Origin of the sequence: Microbispora sp. H10670, from assembly GCF_014161385.1 — a bacterium.
Classification (GTDB): domain Bacteria; phylum Actinomycetota; class Actinomycetes; order Streptosporangiales; family Streptosporangiaceae; genus Microbispora; species Microbispora triticiradicis.
Window position 1 is genome coordinate 1 of record NZ_JABBWW010000003.1, and the last position, 20,589, is coordinate 20,589.

Here is a 20,589-nt window from a genome sequence, read left to right on the forward strand (position 1 = left end):
TGTTAAGCACGCCGCCAGCGTTCGTCCTGAGCCAGGATCAAACTCTCCAAACAATGTCTGAAAAGTGTCACCCCTGGCCGGCACCCCCCGGCTAAGGAAAGGCACCGTCAAAGGAATCCGCCACCAACACGGTGACGGGGTCATGCATGATTCATGCACTGGCTTTTAGCACACTGTTGAGTTCTCAAGAAACGGACGCGACCACCATCACCCGAAACCCGTCAACCAGGTCCCACACTCCGGGGCGTTTTCCGTTGTGCCTTTATTCTGTCCGGTCTCGTTATTCGTGTCAAATCGAGGTGATTTGCACTGAATTCCGATTTCCGGCCGAGAATTCCGGCCACCCCGTCTCCGGGGCAACCCCTCGAACTTACCTGATCCGCGACACTCCGTCGAACCGCGACGAGGTGACCCGAGATCGGGTGAGAGGAAGGGAGTGCAGAGAGCCTAACAGCCGGATCCCCTTCGGGTATTCCGACTCGCCGACTCCCTGCGCGTGCACAAAGACTAGCACCCGTCAGGGTATGCCGAGCACAACTTGCGCAACTTCACAGTCCTGCCCTGCCTCTGACACTCCCAAACCTCATCTGACGCAGCTATCCCTGCAGCGCGGCGAGCTGGGCCTCCAGACGGGAGATGTCCTCCGCCGCCTGCTCGGCACGCCGGCGCACCTTGGCCACCACGTCCTCGGGCGCCTTCGCCATGAACTGCTCGTTGCCCAGCTTCGCGGTGACCTGGGCCTGTTCCTTGCGTGCCACGGCGAGGTCCTTCTCCAGACGCTTGCGCTCCGCGGCGACGTCGATGGCTCCGGCCGTGTCGATCTCCACGAGGACCGTGCCGACCGTGAGGCGCGCGGTGGGGGTGAACGTCTCCGACGGTTCGTCGAGGCGCAGCAGGACGCGGACCGCGCCCTCGTGGGCGGCGAGAGCCGTACCCGGCAAGGAGAGCCGCGCGGCCACGCGCTGGCCGGGCTTCAGACCCTGGTCGGAGCGGAACCTGCGCACCTCGGTCACGAGGTTCTGCAACGCGACGATCTCCTGCTCGGCCGCGGGGTCGAGCAACTCGGGCGAGACGGCGGGCCAGGGGGCGACCACGATGGACTCTCCCCCGGTCAGGGCCCGCCACAGCTCCTCCGTCACGAAGGGCACCAGCGGGTGGAGCAGCCGGAGCAGCGCGTCGAGGACATGGCCGAGCACCCGCTTGGTGTTCTCGGCAACGACCCCGCCCTCGGCGAACTGCACCTTGGCCAACTCGACGTACCAGTCGAAGACCTCGTCCCACGCGAAGTGGTAGAGGGCGTCGGAGACCTTGGCGAACTCGAAGTCCTCGAAGGCCGCGTCGATGGTCGTGACGACCTGCTGCAGCCGCGACAGGATCCAGCGGTCGGCCGGGGTGAGGTCGCCGGGCAGGCCCTCGGAGACGGCGCCGTTCATCAGGGCGAAGCGGGTGGCGTTCCAGATCTTGTTGCAGAAGTTGCGCGATCCGGCCGCCCAGTCCTCGCTGATCGCCACATCGGAGCCGGGGTTCGCGCCGCGCAGCAGGGTGAAGCGCGTGGCGTCCGCGCCGTACCGCTCGATCCAGTCGAGCGGGTCGACCACGTTGCCAAACGACTTCGACATCTTCTTGCCGAACTGGTCGCGCACCATGCCGTGCAGCGCCACCGTGCGGAACGGCGGCCGGCCGTCCATCGCGTACAGCCCGAACATCATCATCCGGGCGACCCAGAAGAAGAGGATGTCGTAGCCGGTGACGAGCACGGTCGTCGGATAGAAGCGGGCCAGCTCGGGTGTCTCGTCGGGCCAGCCGAGCGTGGAGAACGGCCACAGGCCGGAGGAGAACCACGTGTCCAGGACGTCCTGGTCCTGCTCGTAACCGGCGGGCGGCTCCTCGTCCGGTCCCACGCAGACCATGTCGCCGTCGGGGCCGTACCAGACCGGGATGCGGTGTCCCCACCACAGCTGCCGGGAGATGCACCAGTCGTGCATGTCGTCGACCCAGTCGAAGTAGCGCTTGGCCAGCTCCGGCGGGTGGATGCGGGTGCGGCCGTCGCGCACCGCGTCGCCGGCGGCCTTGGCCAGCGGCGTGACGTTGACGAACCACTGCAGCGACAGCCGCGGCTCGACCACGGTCTTGCATCGGGAGCAGTGGCCCACCGAGTGGACGTACGGCCGCTTCTCGGCCACGATCCGGCCCTGCTCGCGCAGCGCGGCGACCACGGCGGGCCGCGCCTCGAACCGGTCGAGGCCCTGGAACGGCCCGTGGGCGGTGATGACGCCGCGCTCGTCCATGACGACGAGCGACTCCAGCGAGTGGCGGCGACCGATCTCGAAGTCGTTCGGGTCGTGGGCGGGGGTGACCTTGACCGCACCGGTGCCGAAGGAGGGGTCCACGTGCTCGTCGGCGACGATCGGGATGCGCCGGCCGGTCAGCGGGACCTCGACATGCCTGCCGATGAGATGCGCGTAGCGCTCGTCGGCGGGGTGGACGGCCACCGCGGTGTCGCCCAGCATGGTCTCCGCCCGGGTGGTGGCGACGACGATCTCCTCGTCACCCGAGCCGTACCGGATGGAGACGAGCTCGCCGTCGTCGTCGCTGTGCTCCACCTCGATGTCCGAGAGCGCGGTGAGGCAGCGCGGGCACCAGTTGATGATCCGCTCGGCGCGGTAGATGAGCCCGTCGTCGAAAAGCTTCTTGAAGATCGTCTGGACGGCGCGGGAGAGCCCCTCGTCCATCGTGAACCGCTCGCGGGACCAGTCGACGCCGTCGCCGAGTTTCGTCATCTGGCCGAGGATCCGCCCGCCGGACTCCTCCTTCCACTGCCAGACGCGCTCGACGAACGCCTCCCGGCCGAAGTCGTGGCGGGACAGGCCCTCCTTGGCGATCTCTCGCTCCACGACGTTCTGCGTCGCGATGCCGGCGTGGTCCATGCCGGGAAGCCACAGCGTCTCCATGCCCCGCATGCGGGCCCGCCGGGTCAGCGCGTCCTGGACCGAGTGGTCGAGCGCGTGACCCACGTGCAGCGACCCGGTGACGTTCGGCGGGGGAAGCACGATGGTGTACGGCTCGCGCCCACTGCCGGGGTCGGCGGTGAAGTAGCCCGCCGATACCCAGCGCTCGTAGCTCCGGGTCTCGACTTCGGCGGGGGCGTACTGGGTGGGCAGCTCAGACGTAGTCACGCTGCCCAATTCTAGGGAGGTCCGGACGCCTCCCGCGCCGTCGCCGCACACCCTGTGGACAATGGCCGGCGACGGCCGGGATCAGGCCGACTTCTCCCGCGGCGTACGCTGCTGCTTGGCCTGCAGCTGGTCACGCGGCACGAGGGTGGGGTTCACGTGCTCCAGCACGGCCTCGCGGGTGATGACGACGCGTGCCACGTCCTGCCGGGAGGGGACCTCGTACATCACCGACTGGAGGACCTCCTCCATGATCGCGCGCAGGCCGCGGGCGCCGGTGCCGCGCAGGATGGCCTGGTCGGCGATCGCCTCCAGCGCGTCGTCGGTGAACTCGAGCTCGACGTTGTCCAGCTCCAGCAGGCGCCGGTACTGCTTGACGAGCGCGTTCCGCGGCGCGGTGAGGATCTGGATCAGCGCGCTCCGGTCGAGGTTGTGCACCGACGTGATCACGGGCAGCCGCCCGACGAACTCGGGGATCATGCCGAACTTGAGCAGGTCCTCCGGCATGACGTCGGAGAAGATGTCCGAGGAGTCCATCTCCTCCTTGGAGTGGATGATCGCGTTGAAGCCGATGCCCTTCCGGCCGACCCGCGACTCGATGATCTTCTCCAGCCCGGCGAAGGCGCCGCCGCAGATGAACAGCACGTTCGTGGTGTCGATCTGGATGAACTCCTGGTGGGGATGCTTGCGGCCGCCCTGCGGCGGCACGCTGGCGGTGGTCCCTTCCAGGATCTTCAGCAGGGCCTGCTGCACGCCCTCGCCAGACACGTCCCGGGTGATCGACGGGTTCTCGCTCTTGCGGGCTATCTTGTCGACCTCGTCGATGTAGATGATCCCGGTCTCGGCCTTCTTGACGTCGTAGTCGGCGGCCTGGATGAGCTTGAGGAGGATGTTCTCCACGTCCTCGCCGACGTAGCCCGCCTCGGTCAGCGCGGTGGCGTCCGCGATCGCGAACGGCACGTTGAGCATCTTGGCGAGGGTCTGCGCCAGCAGGGTCTTGCCCGACCCGGTGGGACCGAGCAGCAGGATGTTCGACTTGGCCAGCTCCAGGCCGTCGTCGCGGCCCCGCTCCCCGGACTGGACGCGCTTGTAGTGGTTGTAGACCGCGACCGACAGCGCCTTCTTGGCCTTGTCCTGGCCGATGACGTACGCGTCGAGGAACTCGTAGATCTCACGCGGCTTGGGGAGGTTGTCCCACTTGAGCTCGGAGGACTCGGAGAGCTCCTCCTCGATGATCTCGTTGCAGAGATCGATGCACTCATCGCAGATGTATACGCCTGGTCCGGCGATGAGCTTCTTGACCTGCTTCTGGCTCTTGCCGCAGAACGAGCACTTCAGCAGGTCTCCCCCGTCGCCGATGCGTGCCACCCCAGATACTCCTTTGCGTGGGACCGCCCCTGCCGCCGCGGTCGCTTCCGTCCGCAACCGATTGTGATCCGGTGCGAAAACGTCATCCCGCTCAGGTTTCGACGTTACCGTCTCTCGGGCCCTCAGTGAGCCCCCTAGCGGTGAGTCGCACCGGAACGTGCCCAATTGGGCACTGTTCCGGTGCGGCAACTCCCTCAGGAAGCGGCGACCGCCGCCGCGCGCTTCTTCCGCGACGGAATGATGTCGTCCACCAGACCGTACGCCTTCGCCTCCTCGGCGCTGAGGATCTTGTCGCGCTCGATGTCCCTGCGGACCTCGTCGGGCGACTTACCCGAGTGCTTCGCCACGAGGTCCTCGAGCAGCGACCTCATACGCAGGATCTCACGAGCCTGGATCTCGATGTCGCTGCCCTGACCACCGCCCTCGGTGTAGGGCTGGTGGATCAGGACACGGGCGTTCGGCAGCGCGAACCGCTTGCCCGGCGTGCCGCCGGCCAGCAGGATCGCGGCGGCCGAGGCCGCCTGCCCCAGGCAGACCGTCTGGATCTCGGGCCGGACGAACTGCATGGTGTCGTAGATCGCCGTCATCGCGGTGAACGAGCCGCCGGGCGAGTTGATGTACATGCTGATGTCGCGGTCCGGGTCCAGCGACTCCAGCGTGAGCAGCTGCGCCATCACGTCGTTCGCCGAGGCGTCGTCGATCTGGACCCCGAGGAAGATGATGCGGTCCTCGAACAGCTTGTTGTAGGGGTTCATCTCCTTGACGCCGTACGACGTGCGCTCGACGAAGGAGGGAAGAACGTAGCGGCCGTTGATGTCACCCGGCCGGATCAGCTCACTCATCTCGGAAGCTCCAGTCACGAGACGGCGCCCTCGGAGGGCACCTGGCGGGCGCTGCGCACCACGTGGTCGATGAAGCCGTAGTCCTTGGCCTCCTCGGCCGTGAACCAGCGGTCCCGGTCGGAGTCGCGCTCGATCTGGTCGAGCGGCTGGCCGGTGTGAGAGGCGATCCGCTCCGCGAGCGTCTTCTTCACATAGAGCATCTGCTCGGCCTGGATCGCGATGTCGGCCGCGGTGCCCCCGATGCCGCCCGAGGGCTGGTGCATCATGATGCGGGCGTGCGGGAGGGCGTACCGCTTGCCGCGGGCGCCCGCGCAGAGCAGGAACTGCCCCATCGAGGCGGCCAGTCCCATCGCGACGGTGCACACGTCGTTCGGCACATACTCCATCATGTCGTAAATCGCCATGCCCGCGGTCACGGAACCGCCGGGGGAGTTGATGTACATCCAGATGTCGCGGTTGGGGTCATCGGCGGCGAGGAGCAGGAGCTCAGCGCACAGCCGGTTGGCCACCTCGTCGTTCACCTGGGTGCCGAGCACCACGATGCGCTCGCGCAGCAGGCGCTGGTAGAGCTGGTCCTCGAGGCGAGAGGGGCCACCCTCCGGGCTCCGGGCCTCGAAGCCGGAACCACCGGTCGGGAAGAAGGTCGGCGGGCTGGTCACAGCGTCACCTTCCGATGCGTCGTAAACGATTGGCTTTGCTTGTGACCTTAACGCGCGGCGCAGACAGCTCATGCCCTCGCGCCGTACTGTTCGCTGACGGCGCATGCCCCGCCCCCGATCCGCGGGCGGCCGAGCCCCGGCCGTCCCCCGCCCGCGTTCCGCGCGCTCGCCGCGCCTGACAGCGCGAGGACGGGCGTGCCGCGCCGCCGGGGCTCCCGGTCGTACGGCCGATCGGCGGCACGCCGACGCGGAAATATCTAGCGGGATTTGCCGCGAATATAGCCGGAAACCCTCGTCGCACCCGCAGGTACGACGAGGGTTTCGTCGTTGTCCCGGCCGTGTGGCCGGGGGCATGCCCCGGCCGGTGTGGCCGGAGGAACTCAGCCTTCCTTGGCCTCGGCGGCGGCCGGAGCGTCGGCGGGCTGGTCGCCCTCCTGCGCCTCCTCCACGCCCACGGCCTCCTGCTCGGGGTTGAGCTCGGCGTAGATGGCCTTGAGGTCCACCTCGTTGCCGGCGGTGTCGGTCACCTTGGCCGCGTCCCCGATGAGGGTCTTGGCCTTCTCCCGCACAATCTCCATCATCGCCAGCGGAAGCTGGTTGTTGTCGGCGAGGTGCTGGGCCAGCGTGTTCGGCGCGACGCCCATCTGCATGGCGCGGCGGACCACGAAGTCGGTGAGCTCCTGCTCGCTGACGCCGATGTCCTCAGCCTTGACGATCTTGTCGAGCACGAAGCCGGACTTGAGGGCCTTGGCGGCGTTCGCCTCGTACTCGGCGAACAGCTCCTCCTCGGTGGTCTGCTGGAGACGGAGGTACGCCTCGCGGCTCAGACCGCTCTCCGAGATCTGGTGCTCCAGATTGTGCTTGCGCGCGTCGATCTCGGCGGTGAGCGCGCTCTCGGGCAGCGGGATCTCGATCCTGTCGAGCAGCGCCTCAAGGGCCTTCTCGCGGCTCTGCACGACCTGGTCGACGAGCTTGTTGCGACGGGCCTGCTCGCGGATGCTGTCCTTCAGCTCGTCGAGGGTGTCGAACTCGCTGGCGAGCTGCGCGAACTCGTCGTCCAGCTCGGGCAGCACCTTCTCCTTCACCGACTTGACCGTGATGATCACGTCGGCCTCCTCGCCGGCGTTCTCACCGCCGACCAGCGTCGTGCGGAAGGTCTTGTCCTCGCCGGCCGCCATGCCCTGCAGCGCGTCGTCCAGGCCCTGGAGCACCGAGCCGGCGCCGACCTCGTACGACACGTCGGCGGCCTGCTGCTCGTCCAGGTTGCGGCCGTCGATCTCGGCACGCAGGTCCATCACGACGTAGTCGCCGTTCTGCGCCGGGCGGTCCACCCCGGTCAGGGTGGCGAAGCGCTGGCGCAGGCCGTCCAGCTGGGCGTCGACGTCCTCGTCGCTCACCTCGGCCGCGTCGACCACGATCTCGGCGCCCTCGTAGCCGGGGACGTCGAAGGCGGGACGGACGTCCACCTCGGCGGTGAACTCGACCTGCTCACCGTCCTCGATCTTGGTGACCTCGATCTCCGGCTGGCTCACCGGGAAGACCTCGGTCTCGTCGACGGCCTGGCCGTACAGCTTGGGCAGCGCGTCGTTCAGGGTCTCCTCGAGAACCACCGCGCGGCCGAAGCGCTGCTCGATGATCCGGGCCGGCACCTTGCCAGGACGGAAGCCGGGCACGCGCACCTGCTGCGCGACCTTCTTGTACGCGGCCTGCAGGCTCGGCTCGAGCTCCTTGAACGGCACCTCGACGGTGAGCTTGACCCGGGTAGGGCTGAGCTCCTCGACAGCGGTCTTCACGGGGTGATCTCCTTGGTCCATCATCTGGTGGTCGCGGGCACGTCGTGCACGGCAACCGCGGCACAATAACGCGCGCCGCGCCCACGTGAGGGGCGCAGGGACCGCCCTCTCCGCCGGCACGCGACCTGTCCGGGCATGCTCGACTGTGGCGGGTGTCCAACGCCAAGGGCAGTCTAGAGCAGATGAGGGCCTGGAGCGACTGCTCAGAGCTCGGTCATGATCTGCCGCAGCAGGTCCACCGTCTCGGCGGGGGTCGTGCTGACCGCGCAGAGGCGCTCCATGACCTCGGTGTAACGGTCGACTTCTTCCCGTTTATCCAGGTAGAGAGCGCTTGCGAGCTGCTCGACGTACACGATGTCGGGCAGGTCCTGGTCGGAGAACCGCAGGATGCTGAACGCGCCGCCCTCCGCGGCGTGTCCGCCGTAACTGAACGGAATCACCTGGATCGTGATGTTGGGCTGGTTCATCAGGTCGATGAGGTGCTGAACCTGGCCCCGCATGACCTCGCCGCCGCCGATCGGACGGCGCAGCGCGGCCTCGTCGATCACCGCCCAGAACGTCGGCGCGTTGCCGCCGTCGAGGATGCGCTGACGTTCCAGCCGCAGATCCACCCGCCGGGCGATCTCCTCCGGCGCCGCCCCCACCGCACCCGCCGTGATCACGGCACGCGCGTACTCCTTGGTCTGCAGCAGCCCGGGGACGAACTGCACCTCATAGGTGCGGATGCGCTCGGCCGCCTCCTCCAGGCCCACGTACGCCTGGAACCAGGAGGGCAGCAGGTCGTTGAACCGGTGCCACCAGCCGGGCTCGTTGGCCTGGTCCACCAGGTTCATGACGACGTCGCGCGTCTCGTCGTCCTCCACGCCGTACAGCACGAGAAGGTCGGCGACGTCGCGCTCCTTGAAGCCGACCCGGCCCAGCTCCATCCGGCTGATCTTCGACTCGGAGGCCCGGATGCACCGGCCGGCCTCGTCGCGGCTGATTCCCTTGCTCTCACGGAGCTTGCGGAGCTGGGAGCCGAGCAGGATGCGCAGAGCCGTCGGACCCGATCCAGCCTGGATCTGTATCACGGCGCCTCCCTCTCACCTCGGCTCAGTGTGCCGCCAAGGGACGACCCGCACGACACCCCCAGCCCACACAGTGTCACCACTGCAGGCCCCGATGACAAGGTCTGATCTACGTGTCTCTGAGGGTGGCAACGTTAGGCGTGTGCGTTTGCACGTGACGGCTGCACGTGCATTTGGGTCTTGCAGCAGTGGGAGAGGGTGTTCCATCATGTCTAGGTGCATATTGGGCCAAATATGCACCAGCCCTCGACTCAGGCCAGCGGGAGGTACGGGCAACCATGTCGGACGAGCCCAAATCCGTCGGCCAGCTGACCCGCGACGTGGGATTCGGCTGGTTCCGGAGGGCGGTGTGCGCGTCCGATACGGCGATGTGCCCCCTTGCCCCACAGGCCGATTCGGTCAAGACCGCGCGTGACGTCACGAGGACGACCCTGCAGCGGTGGGGGCTGCCGGAGCTGAGCGACGACGCGGCGCTGGTCGTCAGCGAACTGGTCACGAACGCTGTTCGTTACGCGCTGTATCCGGCGCGGCGGGCCACCGGCCACCCGATAACGCTGACGCTTCTCCGCCTCGCGCCCCACGTCCTGCTCGCCGTCTCCGACCCGAGCGACGAGGCTCCCGCTCCCGCACAGCCCGACTTCGTCTCCGAGCACGGCCGCGGCCTCTACATAGTGGAGACCTACAGCCAGGCCTGGGGCTGGGACGCCCTCGACGACGGCGGCAAGGCCGTCTGGGCCCTCTTCCGCGCCGGCGACTGAGTTCGTTCCTCTGCGAGGAGGCGTGACGGTGGCACGAGTACTGGTGATAGGTCTCGATCCCGCGAAGCTCGAAGGCTGGGACCCGGAGCCGATCCAGGCCGCGCTGGCACGCGGACGGGCCCGTTTCGACGACCACGGCGTCGAGGCCGACTGGTGTCTGGTGGCACTGGACGAGGACACCGAAGCGGTGATCGTGGAGGCGCTGCGCCGCGACGACTACGCCGTCGTGGTGATCGGGGGCGGCATCCGCAGCCACGAGCCGCTGCTCGGGCTCTTCGAGAAACTGATCAACCTGGTACGGCTGCACGTGCCCGGCGCCGCCGTCGCCTTCAACACCAGCCCCGAGGACTGCCTCGACGCGGCGCTGCGATGGCTGCCCCAGAACCCCTGCGGCGTCGAGCAGCTCTGACAAAACAAAGATATAGGCGGAGGGAAAACCGCACCGGCCGCCGTTTGTGACGCCGCCGGAAGGAAAGCAAGCCCCCAGAGAAATGGCCCGCCCGGCATTCTCGCCGCGAATCAGTCGATTCCCAGAATGCCAGGAATTCGGGACATGGCGCCTTTCATGGGGGAGAAAATGGTCAAGTGTCCTAATGCGGTCGGATTCCTGGCGATCGTCACCGCACTGGCCGGTGGGGCCGCGCCTGGGGGCACTCCCGCCGTCGCCGCCTCCGCCGTGATCGTCCCCGGCACCGACCACCCCCACGGACACGGTCACGGCCGGGCGCACGAGCGTGATGGGCAGCATGACGGACGACGGCAATGGGAGCACGGGCGGCAGCGCCAGCACCAGGAGTTGCTCCGCGACGTCACGCTCGCCGTCACACCGGCGCAGAAGGGCGGGACGGAATCGCGCGCCCTGCCGTACAACTGGCAGAACTCGGACGCGACCGCGAATTCGTTTGTAGACCAGTACAGCCTGTCGGACGTCGTGAACCGGCCGAACGAGAATTCGGCCGCACCGGCCGGCGACCTCACGGACCGGACGATTCAGAAATCGGACCCCCTGGCCACGTCACCCGCGCCGCGGGATGACGCCACCAGTGCGGCGATGCTGGCATATCTGCGGGATCTGGCCGCGAGAAAGCAGTTCACGGGCTCGGCTCTGGTGGTGCGGCGCGGAGAGGTGCTGGCGCGTTTCGCCGCCGGCGAGGCCGACGAGGAACGGCACGTTCCTAATCGGCCGGATACGGTCTACCGGGTCATGTCGATCACCAAGCAGTTCACCTCGATGCTCGTACTGAAGCTGCGCGACCGCGGGCTGCTCAGGCTGGACGACCGGGTCTGCCCGTATCTCGTCCCGGCATACATCGAGGCCTGTCCGACAGCGTGGCGGCCCATCACGATCCGCGAGGCACTCAACCACACCACGGGCATTCCCAACATCGAGAAGCTGCCCAGCTACCTTGCCGACATCACGCGACCGACCACGACCCGGCGACTCATCCAGCAGATCGTGGACCTCCCGCTGGACTTCAAGCCCGGCACCAGCTGGAAGTACAGCAACTCCGGCTACGTCCTGGCCGGCGCGATCATCCAGGCGGTGACGCACGAGCCCTACGGCGTCGTCCTGCACAAGCTGATCACCGGCCCCCTGAACCTCCGGCACACGGGTTACAGCAGGGGATATCCGCCCGACGGGTACGCGAAGGGTTACTACACGCTCGGATCACCCGCCCCGCTCCTCAACGGCTCCGAACTGTTCGCCGCGACCGGCATCTACTCCACCATCGACGACATCGCCCGCTGGGACCGGGCGTTCGGCTCGTACCGGGTCGCGCCGCCGACCACCGTCAAGCAGGCGTTCACGCCACAGGCGCCGTGCCCCTCCACCGGCTGCCTCAACCTGCCGTCGAGCGCGTACGCCTTCGGCTGGCTCGTCGACCGGCTCCAGGGGCACCGGCTCCGGTACCATCCGGGTCTCTTCCAGGGCTACACGGCGAGCAACATGTACCTGCCCGACGACGACATCGAGGTGGTCGTGCTCAGCAACGTCCAGAACACCGACACCGCCGGCATCGCCCGCCACCTCGCCACGATGGCCCTCGACAGCCCCTGGTGACCGTACTGAGAGGGACGGGAACCGCTTCTGGCCAATGCTGGACGTAGCTGCCAGGAGCGGTTGTGTTCCCGTACCGCGGCACGGATTTGGGTACGTCAAGGGGTTCGACATCGTCGTTCTACGGCCTGAACTGACGGACATGCTCGCGGCGGCGGAAACCCTGCTCGCCGCGACCGGTCACGCCGTGGCCCTGTGCCCGGCTCCGGCCCGGGAGGGCGAAGCGGATGTGAGGGAAGCGGCCGAATGAACACCCCGGCTCCGACGGCCGGACGGCGCGCGGTACTGAACCGGCGCAGTCTCCACCTGGCCTATGCCACAGCCGGTTACAACCTGCTCGAAGGCGTGGTGGCCATCGCCGCCGGCGCCGCGGCCTCGTCCGCGGCCCTGCTGGGCTTCGGCCTGGACTCCATCGTCGAGGTCTCCTCGGCGTCCGTGGTCATCTGGCAGTTTCGTTCCCGCGTCCCTGAGGCCCGTGAGCACCTGGCCCTGCGACTGATCGCGGTCTCCTTCTTCGCGCTCGCCGCCTGGGTGAGCGTCGACGCGATCCGTTCGCTGTCCGGCGCCGGCGAAGCCGGGAGGTCTCCGGTCGGCATCGCCCTCGCGGTGGTCTCAGTGGTGGTGATGCCGTTGCTGGTGGCGGCCAAGCGCCGGACCGGCCGGGAACTCGGCTCGGCCACTGTCGTCGCCGACTCGACGCAGACCATGCTCTGCACCTACCTGTCGGCGGTCCTGCTGGCCGGCCTGGTGCTCAACGCGGTGTTCGGCTGGTCGTGGGCGGACCCGGTCGCCGCCCTGGTCATCGCCGCTGTCGCCACCCGAGAGGGCGTCAAGGCGTGGACAGGCGAGCGGTGCGACGACTGCGTTCCGATGGCCGCGGCCGCCCGACCGGCTGATGGCTGCGACTGCCCGCCCGGCTGCGCCGACGCCTGCTGCCGAGGCCGGAGCATCGACAGGGACGGGCACGGCGAGAAGACACCGGGCACGTGACGGGCACGACAGGAATCCGGAGGCCGGAAAAGACCCCGTGATTTCCCCTGGTTCCCAGGCCTAACTGGCACACGAATGGCACGGCCTGAGAACCCTGTGCGGACGCACCCGCCTCCCCCGCCCGGAACCAAGATCGAAGCGTGAAATGGCACGGGTGGCACGGAAGATCAAAAACAGTTTCGTGAGATCACGAAGGCCAGGCTCCCCGTACGGGGCGACCTGGCCTTTCGTGGTGAGAGCGGACGACGGGAATCGAACCCGCGTAGCCAGTTTGGAAGACTGGGGCTCTACCATTGAGCTACGTCCGCGCGCGCCCGGTGTCCATCTGGTCTAGACTTCATCCGGTCGTCAGGGCGTAAGCGTACCGGAGTCTCGGAGCGCTCGCGCAACCGGCGGGACGGGGCGTGGCGCAGCTTGGTAGCGCGCTTGCTTTGGGAGCAAGAAGTCGCAGGTTCAAATCCTGTCGCCCCGACCATCGAGAAGGCCACCCCAGGATCGGGGTGGCCTTCAGTGGTCTCAGGAGTGGGTCAGCCACGCACCGAGGACGAGTAGTCCTTGAGCCTGATGCCGGTGGCGAACCTGTCGGCCATCATCATCATGATCTTGAATAGCAAGCCGGCCCTGAAGATCCAGTTGCGCATCCGGATCCCGCGCCAGGTGCGCGGAGCGAGAAAGGGACCCGCGTTGCCGGACTTGGCGATCTTCGCGTACTCGCGGAACCCCTCTTCGTAGCGCCGGAAGGCGACCCGGTGGTTCCCGCCCGCCTCGGCCAGCTCACCGGCCAGTACATACGCGCCGACCATGGCGAGCCCGGTGCCGAAGCCGCCCAGCGTGTTGCCGTACGCGGCGTCCCCCAGCAGAACCACGCGGCCCTTGGAGTAGTGGTCGATCCGGACCTGGCTGATCGAGTCGACATAGACGTCGTCCGCCTGCCGGACCGCTCCGAGGATCTCGGGCGTCCGCCACCCCATCCCGGCATAGGCGTCCAGCAGGATCCGCTTCATCTGCTCGACGTCGTAGCGGTCGTAGTCGAGCCGTTGCGAGGCGAAGACGAAGAGCGCGGCAGACTTGGGACCCCCGGTAGCGACCAGCCGGCCGGGCTCGTTGTACATCTTCGCCGTCGCCCCGAAATTCCCTCGTATGTCAACGAGGGCGTAGTAATAGTCGAGGAATCGGACATAGTCGGATTCAGGCCCGAACGCCAGACGGCGGACGTTGGAGTGGATTCCGTCCGCGCCCACGACCAGGCCGAAGACGCGCGGCGCGCCGCGCTCGAAGGTCACGTGCACACCGCCCGCCGTTTCGGTGAGCGAGGTGATGGAGTCGCCGAAGACGTACTCGCAGCCGGCGGCGACCGTCCTTTCGTACAGCAGTCGGGACAGGTCACCCCGCTGGATCTCCAAATCGCCCCCGGTGAACTCGCCGGGCATCACCACCAGCCTGCGGCCGTTCGCGTCGACGATCTCCTGGTCGGCCCCGCCGGTCTGCAGCCGCCGTACGTCCTCCAAAATGCCCATCCGCTCCAGTACGGTCAGATGCGTCTCGCCCTTGAAGTCGACGGCCTGGCCGCCCAGACGTAGGACGGGGGCCTTCTCGACCACGGTCACGTTGAATCCGTAGTGGTTGAGCCAGTAGGCCAGAGCGGGGCCGGCGACGCCGGCGCCGGAGATCAGGATGTCGGTGTCTTCCACGTCCCCGAGCTTCGCCGGGAGCGCTGACGGCCCGCAGACAGCCGACTGACAGTCGGAACGGAGCTGTCAGCGAGACTCGCCCTGGACGCTGTCGGCGCCTTGCCTCGTCAACGGGTGGTCTGTCGTCGCTTTCCCGGCCTCCCACCCGGTCAGGAGAGAGCCGCCAACGCCTGTTCCCGGTCCAGCGCGACCCCCCTGGCGAACGCCGACGCGAACGCCTCGGCGCCGATGACCTCGGTGACGCGTGCGGCGATCCGCTCGCGGTCACGGTCGCCGGCGACGACCACACCGCGTAGCGCCAGCCCCGCACCCAGCAGGAAGGCCGCCTGGTCCGGCGCCCCATTGAGGAGGGCCAGCCCGGCCTGTGCCTCGGCGACGTAGGCGAGATCCGTCGCCGGCGACGTCCGCGCACACGCCAGCACCTCGGCGTGGTGGAGCCTGGCCGCCGTGAGGTCGCCTTCGGCCTGGGCGAGCAGGCCGAGCCCGGTGAGCGCCAGCAGCCTGATGCTCCCGCCGGCATAGGAGCGGAGATCGACGGCTTCCAGCGCCTCCGTGTAGCGAGCGCGGGCTTCGGCGTGATCGCCTCGGAGGCGGGCCAACTCGCCCCAGCCCAGCCCGATCAGGGCCGGTCGGTGCGACCTGCCCGTCCTACGCTCCAGCTCAGCGGCGCGCCGCAGGTCGGCGGCGGCCGTGTGGAAGTCGCCCTCTCGCACCAGCCCACCCGCCCTACGGCACAGCACGTCCACCATCTCGTCGAACGCGCCGAGCTGCTCGTACAGGTCCAGAGCCTGCTCCCACAACTGCCTCGCCCGCGTCCACTCCCCCCTCCAACTGGAGATCAACGCCAGCCACTCATGCGCCTGCGCCATGCCCCAGCGCTCACCGACCGAACGGAAGCTCGCCAGCGTCGCCTCCAGATCCCGGTCGGCGTCGGCCACCCTGCCGTCGAGCAGGTTCACGACGCCCTGCCCCAGCGACACCACGGCCCGGCTCCACGGTTCGGAGCCGAACTGCCGCCTTCTGGGCGAGTCCGGTTCAGGCGGCCCTGCGGCCATTCCCCACATGACCGCCGCGAACGGGTGCCGCAGTTCCCGGTCCAGCGATCGCATGATCTCCTCGGCCCGCTCCCATTGCGCGGGAAGCACGTCAGGCACGGCATGGAGCACGCAGAGGAGGTACTCCTCCTCCAGCCCCGCGGGTACCTCGGTCCCCAGCCGGCCGAGCAGGCTGAGAGCGGACGAGGCCGCCTGACCGCGCCGCCCGCTCAGCCACCAGTACGCCGAAAGGGCGGCGATCAGCCGCAGCGCCGTCTCCGGACCCTCCTGTACGGCATGGCGCAACGCGGCCTCGATGTTGCTGTGCTCCGCGGAGAGGCGGCCCAACCAGTCGAGTTGCTCGGCCCGTCGCAACCACGGGTCGGCGCGCTGGGCCAGATCGAGAAAGCAGGCGGCGTGCGCGTCGCGCAGCCGCTTCTCCTCCCCGGCTTCCGCCAGCCGTTTCGCGCAGAACAGGCGGATGGTGTCGAACATCCGGTAGCGTCCGCCACTGGCCTCGACGAGGGACTTGTCCACCAGGTCGGCCAGCACCTCACCGGCACCGCAGACCTGTTCCACCGCCTCAAGCGACGCGCCGCCTGAGAAGACGGAGAAGCGCCTGGCCATCACTCGCTCATCAGGGCTGAGCAGGCTCCAGCTCCAATCCACCACCGCGTGCAGCGTCTGGTGGCGTGTCACCGCGGTGCGGTCACCACGCGACAGCAGCGTGAACCTGCCGTGCTCCTTCAGGCGTGCGGAGATCTCCGCCACCGAGAACGACCGCACCCTCGCCGCGGCCAGCTCGATGGCCAGCGGCAGCCCCTCCAGGGTCGCGCAGATCTCGATGACCTCGGGCCCCATGGTGAAGCCCGGCCGTACTGCGGCGGCCCGATCCGCGAACAGGCTCACAGCCGGGTAGGTGAGGGCCTCATCGAGGTCCGTGCCCGGCGACGGCACGGCCAGCGGCGCCAGCGGGACAAGCGTCTCACCGGTGAGCCCGAGCGGCTCACGGCTGGTGGCCAGGACGGCAAGCCTCGGGCACGCCTCGAGCAGCCGGCGGACGAGGACGGCGGCCGGAGCGACCACGTGTTCGCAGTTGTCGAGGACGAGCAGAAGCTCGCGCTCCGCGAGGGCGGCCGTCAGCCGCTCCACGGCGTCGCTTCGGCCGAGGTCCGGTGCCCGCAGCCCCGCCTCGCGCAGGCCGAGCGAGCCCAGCACGGCTTGCGGGACCTGGGCCCCGTCGTCGAGCGGGGAGAGGTCGACGAAGCAGGCCTCCTGTCCCCGGCGACGGGCCGCCTCGATCGCCAGCCTGGTCTTGCCGGTGCCACCGGGACCGGTCAGGGTGACCAACCGGAAGTTCCGGAGCGAGTGGAGCCGGTCCAGCTCCTCCGCGCGGCCGACGAAGCTGGTGAGATGCGCGGGGAGTCGGCCGCCCGTCGCCCGCTCGCGCGGCTCCTCGCCGCGGAGGATCGCCAGGTGGAGCGCCGCCAGCTCAGGCGAGGGGTCGGCGCCGAGCTCGTCAGAGAGCAGCCGCCTGACCTCCTCGAACACGGCCAGCGCCGCCGCCTGCTGCCCGGATGCGTGCAGCGCCCGCATGAGCTGGCCGCGCAACCGCTCACGCAACGGGTACGCCACGACCAGCTGCCGGAGCCCGGCTGCCGACGTGCCCTCCGGAAGGGCGAGCTCGGCCTCGACGAGGTCTTCCTGCGCTGTCAGCCGCAGCTCGTCCAGGCGGGCCACCTGCGCCGGCGCGAAAGGCACGTCGGCCACGTCCGCCAGCGCAGGACCTCGCCACAGCCCCAGCGCGTCCCTGAGCGACCTCGCGGCGCGCTCGAACTGACCCGCGGCCAGGAGCCGTCGCCCGGCACGGGCAAGCCGCTCGAAGCGGTGGACGTCGACGTCGTCGGGGTCCACGGCGAGCCGATATCCGGCGCCGTGGAACTCGATCAGGTCGCCGGGCAGGCTGCGCCGGAGCCGGGACACGTGGGCCTGGATCGCGTTGGCCGCCCCGGCCGGCGGATCGTCACCGTACTGACCGTCGATCAACCGGTCCACACCGACCAGCCGACCGGCGTCGAGCAGGAGCAACGCGAGAAGCGCGCGCGGCCGCAATCCGCCGACGGAGATCGATTCCCCCTCGGCCGTGCGGGCCTCCACCGGCCCCAGGATGCCGAACTGCACGAGACCGATTCTGGCCCACGTGCGGTGCTCTAGATTGGTCTGGACCAGTCGCCTGGAAGGACCCCCGCCGCATGGCCTCAGTTCGCCACGAGATCGTGATCGACGCACCCCCGGAGCACATCTGGGACGTCCTGCGTGACGTCGGCGCCGTGCACGAGCGCCTGCTGCCGGGCCGTGTCACCGGTACCCGGATCGAGGGCGACCAGCGGTTCCTGACCTTCCCCGACGGGCACGTGGTCCGTGAACTGGTCGTCGGGATCGACGACGACGCCCGCCGCCTCGCCTACTGCGTCGTCGAGGGCGCGCGGCCGCCGGTGGAGTTCCACCACGCCACGTTCGAGGTCCGGACCGAGGGCGACGGGGCGGGCCGGCTGATCTGGATCACCGATGTCCTGCCGCACGCGCGCGCGGCCGACATCCGGATCCGCATGGAACGCGGCGCGGCGGAGATGAAGCAGGCGATCGAGGCCGCCGCGCACGGCTGACCCGTTCATTCCTCCTCGACGTACGGGTGGGTGAGGAACTCGATGGCGTGACCGTCGGGGTCGTCCACGTACACCCCGCGGCCGTGGTGCCGGTGGTTGATCCGCTGCGGCTCCTGGTGGTGCGGCCCGCCCCAGTACGGCAGGCCCCGCTCGCCGATCCGGGTGAAGATCTCGTCGAACTCGTCCTCCGAGACCAGGAAGGCCAGGTGCTGGAGGACGATCCGGTCCCGGCCGACGATCGAGTCGGCGAAGTCGATCGTCACGCCGTTGGCGACTCTGACCGTGGCGAACGGCCCGAACGTGCCGGGCCCCGGCTCGCCGAGCAGGCCGGTGAGGAAGCGGGCGGAGGCGAAGCGATCGGTGCTGTGCACGATCGTGTGATCCAGTCGAGCGGGCACGGCGCCCTCCATGTTTCCGAAGGTACTCATCGGTCACATACCGTGGACGGGTGATCGACAAGCGCATTCCCCGCGTGCTCGGGCTGCTCGGCCAGGAGGACACGCTGCGGGTTCTCTCCTGTCTCGTCCTCCATCCCGGGGAGCCTCTCGGCAAGCTCACCGGGCTCGGCCCGGACGAGGTCGGGCGGGCGCTCGGCCGGTTGGAGCGGGGCGGTCTCGCCGTACGGGACGGGGACGGGTGGCGGGCGCGGCCGGAGGCCTTCCGCGACCTGCTCCGCGCGGTGCCCGCCGAACCGGCGGGCCCGCTGGACGCGTTCCTGGTCGACGGGCGGCTCGTCTCCATACCGACGAAGCGGGCCAAGCGGCTGATGGTGCTGGACTACGTCTCCCAGGTCTTCGAGGTGGGCACGCGGTACCCGGAGAAGGAGGTCGACGTGGCGCTGCGGGCGTTCCACGACGACCACGCCGCGCTCCGCCGCCATCTGGTGGACGAGGGGTTCCTCACCCGGGAGGACGGCGTCTACTGGCGCTCGGGCGGCACCGTCTGACCAGGTCCGGCCACATCGGCGGGTGCCCTTTCCCGACCGGCCCGCCGCGCGGACACTGGAGACATGGGTGAGCCGACCAGGGTCCTTCTCGACGAGTCCCGGATCCCCCGGAACTGGTACAACCTCGTCCCCGACCTCCCCGCGCCTCCTCCCCCGGTGCTCCACCCGGCCACGCTCCGGCCGGTCGGCCCCGACGACCTCGCGCCGCTCTTCCCGGCGGAGCTGATCGGGCAGGAGGTCTCCGGAGAGCGGTACGTCCCCGTTCCGGATGAGGTGCTCGACGTGTACCGCCTGTGGCGGCCCACTCCCCTCATCCGCGCCCGCCGCCTGGAGCGCCGGCTCGGCACGCCCGCCCGGATCTACTACAAGTACGAGGGCGGCAGCCCGTCCGGGTCGCACAAGCCGAACACCGCGATCCCGCAGGCCTACTACAACGCGCGGGAGGGCGTGCGGAGGCTGACCACGGAGACCGGCGCGGGCCAGTGGGGCTCGGCCCTGGCGTTCGCCTGCGGCCAGTTCGGCCTGGCGTGCGAGATCTGGATGGTCAGGGCGTCGTACGACCAGAAGCCCTACCGCCGTACGCTGATGCGCGTCCACGGCGCGACGCTGCACGCCAGCCCGTCGGCGGTGACCGCCGCGGGAGCCAGGATCCTGGCGGAGGACCCGCTCTGCACGGGGTCGCTGGGCATCGCGATCAGCGAGGCCGTCGAGGTCGCCGGGCAGCACGACGACACGCGGTACGCCCTGGGCTCGGTGCTCAACCACGTCCTGATGCACCAGACCGTGATCGGCGAGGAGGCGCTGGAGCAACTGGCCGTCCTCGGCGAGACCCCCGACCTGGTCATCGGCTGCACCGGCGGCGGCTCCAACTTCGCCGGCCTGGCCTTCCCGTTCCTGCGGGAGAAGCTCGCGGGGCGGATGGACCCGGTGCTGCGCGCGGTGGAGCCCGCCGCCTGCCCGTCGCTGACCCGGGGCACGTATGCCTACGACTTCGGCGACGCGGCGGGGTTCACGCCGCTGATGAAGATGCACACGCTGGGCCACACGTTCGTGCCGGACCCCATCCACGCCGGCGGGCTGCGCTACCACGGCATGTCGCCGCTGCTGTCGCACGTGTACGAACTGGGCCTGGTGGAGGCCGTGGCGGTGACGCAGACCGAGTGCTTCGACGCGGGCGTCCGCTTCGCCGGGGCCGAGGGGATCCTGCCGGCTCCCGAACCCGCCCACGCGGTGGCCGCGACCATCGCGGAGGCGCTGCGGTGCGCCGAGTCGGGCGAGGAGAAGGTCATCGTGATGTCCCTGTGCGGGCACGGCCATTTCGACCTGCCCGCGTACGAGCGTCACCTCGCCGGCCGCCTGGAGGACTTCACGCTCCCGCAGGAGCGGATCGACGCGGCTCTCGCACACCTGCCTTCCGTTTGATGGCAAGCTGTCTGATGTGACGCATGTTGACTGATATCCGTTTCGTCCGTTGACCGCAGGGTACGGCTGCGCCATCGCGCCGTCGTGCCGGCCAAAGCACTCATGCCAAACGGCTGAAATG

16 protein-coding genes and 2 tRNA genes are annotated in these 20,589 nt (G+C 69.0%); 8 read left to right on the top strand and 10 right to left on the bottom strand.

The genetic code is table 11. The annotated features are described in order from the left end of the window. Nucleotides 1-596: 596 nt before the first annotated feature. The 6 genes from HHX33_RS05700 to HHX33_RS05725 all read right to left on the bottom strand — a co-directional run bounded on the left by HHX33_RS05700 (nucleotide 597) and on the right by HHX33_RS05725 (nucleotide 8,905). Nucleotides 597-3,185: a valine--tRNA ligase gene (locus HHX33_RS05700; RefSeq protein ID WP_182873684.1), complete on the bottom strand. Its 2,589-nt coding sequence runs from the start codon at nucleotides 3,183-3,185 to the stop codon at nucleotides 597-599. A gap of 72 nt (nucleotides 3,186-3,257) precedes the next feature. Then, nucleotides 3,258-4,541 carry an ATP-dependent Clp protease ATP-binding subunit ClpX gene (gene clpX, locus HHX33_RS05705; RefSeq protein ID WP_117410257.1) on the bottom strand — a complete coding sequence of 428 codons (1,284 nt, stop codon included), beginning with the start codon at nucleotides 4,539-4,541 and terminating at the stop codon, nucleotides 3,258-3,260. Between the two features lie 194 nt (nucleotides 4,542-4,735). After that, nucleotides 4,736-5,383 carry an ATP-dependent Clp protease proteolytic subunit gene (locus tag HHX33_RS05710; RefSeq protein WP_117410256.1) on the bottom strand — a complete coding sequence of 216 codons (648 nt, stop codon included), beginning with the start codon at nucleotides 5,381-5,383 and terminating at the stop codon, nucleotides 4,736-4,738. Between the two features lie 14 nt (nucleotides 5,384-5,397). Beyond that, on the bottom strand, nucleotides 5,398-6,042 hold the full coding sequence (locus HHX33_RS05715) for a ClpP family protease (protein ID WP_150935093.1): 645 nt from the start codon (nucleotides 6,040-6,042) through the stop codon (nucleotides 5,398-5,400). A gap of 380 nt (nucleotides 6,043-6,422) precedes the next feature. Further along, nucleotides 6,423-7,835: a trigger factor gene (gene tig, locus HHX33_RS05720; protein ID WP_182873685.1), complete on the bottom strand. Its 1,413-nt coding sequence runs from the start codon at nucleotides 7,833-7,835 to the stop codon at nucleotides 6,423-6,425. 203 nt (nucleotides 7,836-8,038) lie between these two features. Further along, nucleotides 8,039-8,905 carry a helix-turn-helix domain-containing protein gene (locus tag HHX33_RS05725; protein WP_182873686.1) on the bottom strand — a complete coding sequence of 289 codons (867 nt, stop codon included), beginning with the start codon at nucleotides 8,903-8,905 and terminating at the stop codon, nucleotides 8,039-8,041. Between the two features lie 275 nt (nucleotides 8,906-9,180). Between HHX33_RS05725 and HHX33_RS05730 the strand changes: the two genes are divergently transcribed. From HHX33_RS05730 to HHX33_RS05745, 4 genes are all read left to right on the top strand, one after another. Then, entirely contained in the window at nucleotides 9,181-9,660 is a 480-nt protein-coding gene (locus HHX33_RS05730) for an ATP-binding protein (protein WP_182873687.1), read from the top strand. A gap of 28 nt (nucleotides 9,661-9,688) precedes the next feature. Beyond that, nucleotides 9,689-10,069 (top strand): hypothetical protein, encoded by a 381-nt coding sequence (locus tag HHX33_RS05735; RefSeq protein WP_310741232.1) that lies wholly within the window; start codon nucleotides 9,689-9,691, stop codon nucleotides 10,067-10,069. 156 nt (nucleotides 10,070-10,225) lie between these two features. Continuing rightward, complete coding sequence (locus tag HHX33_RS05740) at nucleotides 10,226-11,722, top strand: serine hydrolase domain-containing protein (protein ID WP_182873689.1); 1,497 nt, start codon at nucleotides 10,226-10,228, stop codon at nucleotides 11,720-11,722. Between the two features lie 243 nt (nucleotides 11,723-11,965). Then, the gene (locus HHX33_RS05745) at nucleotides 11,966-12,709 is read left to right on the top strand and encodes a cation transporter (protein WP_182873690.1); all 744 of its coding nucleotides are present in this window, start codon (nucleotides 11,966-11,968) and stop codon (nucleotides 12,707-12,709) included. Nucleotides 12,710-12,946: 237 nt separating this feature from the next. On the opposite strand, the gene HHX33_RS05750 is transcribed toward HHX33_RS05745, so the two are convergent. Next, a tRNA-Gly gene (locus tag HHX33_RS05750) sits at nucleotides 12,947-13,017 on the bottom strand. 90 nt (nucleotides 13,018-13,107) lie between these two features. Here HHX33_RS05750 and HHX33_RS05755 point away from each other — a divergent pair. Continuing rightward, nucleotides 13,108-13,184: transfer RNA gene (locus tag HHX33_RS05755), tRNA-Pro, on the top strand. Nucleotides 13,185-13,236: 52 nt separating this feature from the next. Here HHX33_RS05755 and HHX33_RS05760 read toward each other — a convergent pair. Together HHX33_RS05760 and HHX33_RS05765 are read right to left on the bottom strand one after the other, a co-directional pair. Continuing rightward, entirely contained in the window at nucleotides 13,237-14,400 is a 1,164-nt protein-coding gene (locus tag HHX33_RS05760; RefSeq protein ID WP_182873691.1) for an FAD-dependent monooxygenase, read from the bottom strand. Nucleotides 14,401-14,549: 149 nt separating this feature from the next. Further along, nucleotides 14,550-17,615, bottom strand: coding sequence for an ATP-binding protein (locus HHX33_RS05765; protein ID WP_182873692.1), 3,066 nt, complete (start codon nucleotides 17,613-17,615; stop codon nucleotides 14,550-14,552). A gap of 71 nt (nucleotides 17,616-17,686) precedes the next feature. On the opposite strand from HHX33_RS05765, the gene HHX33_RS05770 reads away from it, so the two are divergent. Next, nucleotides 17,687-18,100, top strand: coding sequence for an SRPBCC family protein (locus HHX33_RS05770; RefSeq protein WP_182873693.1), 414 nt, complete (start codon nucleotides 17,687-17,689; stop codon nucleotides 18,098-18,100). 5 nt (nucleotides 18,101-18,105) lie between these two features. On the opposite strand, the gene HHX33_RS05775 is transcribed toward HHX33_RS05770, so the two are convergent. Then, a complete protein-coding gene (locus tag HHX33_RS05775; RefSeq protein ID WP_117409730.1) occupies nucleotides 18,106-18,498 on the bottom strand; it encodes a VOC family protein in 393 nt (130 codons plus the stop codon). A gap of 50 nt (nucleotides 18,499-18,548) precedes the next feature. On the opposite strand from HHX33_RS05775, the gene HHX33_RS05780 reads away from it, so the two are divergent. Continuing rightward, nucleotides 18,549-19,046: a DUF2087 domain-containing protein gene (locus HHX33_RS05780; RefSeq protein WP_117409717.1), complete on the top strand. Its 498-nt coding sequence runs from the start codon at nucleotides 18,549-18,551 to the stop codon at nucleotides 19,044-19,046. A gap of 63 nt (nucleotides 19,047-19,109) precedes the next feature. Next, nucleotides 19,110-20,468 carry a TrpB-like pyridoxal phosphate-dependent enzyme gene (locus HHX33_RS05785; RefSeq protein ID WP_182873694.1) on the top strand — a complete coding sequence of 453 codons (1,359 nt, stop codon included), beginning with the start codon at nucleotides 19,110-19,112 and terminating at the stop codon, nucleotides 20,466-20,468. Nucleotides 20,469-20,589 lie beyond the last annotated feature (121 nt).

Coding starts and splice junctions, on each gene's coding strand:
- HHX33_RS05770 (WP_182873693.1), top strand. CDS start 17,687: ATGGCCTCAGTTCGCCACGAGATCGTGATCGACGCACCCCCGGAGCAC.
- HHX33_RS05730 (WP_182873687.1), top strand. CDS start 9,181: ATGTCGGACGAGCCCAAATCCGTCGGCCAGCTGACCCGCGACGTGGGA.
- HHX33_RS05745 (WP_182873690.1), top strand. CDS start 11,966: ATGAACACCCCGGCTCCGACGGCCGGACGGCGCGCGGTACTGAACCGG.
- HHX33_RS05785 (WP_182873694.1), top strand. CDS start 19,110: ATGGGTGAGCCGACCAGGGTCCTTCTCGACGAGTCCCGGATCCCCCGG.
- HHX33_RS05710 (WP_117410256.1), bottom strand. CDS start 5,383: ATGAGTGAGCTGATCCGGCCGGGTGACATCAACGGCCGCTACGTTCTT.
- HHX33_RS05740 (WP_182873689.1), top strand. CDS start 10,226: ATGGGGGAGAAAATGGTCAAGTGTCCTAATGCGGTCGGATTCCTGGCG.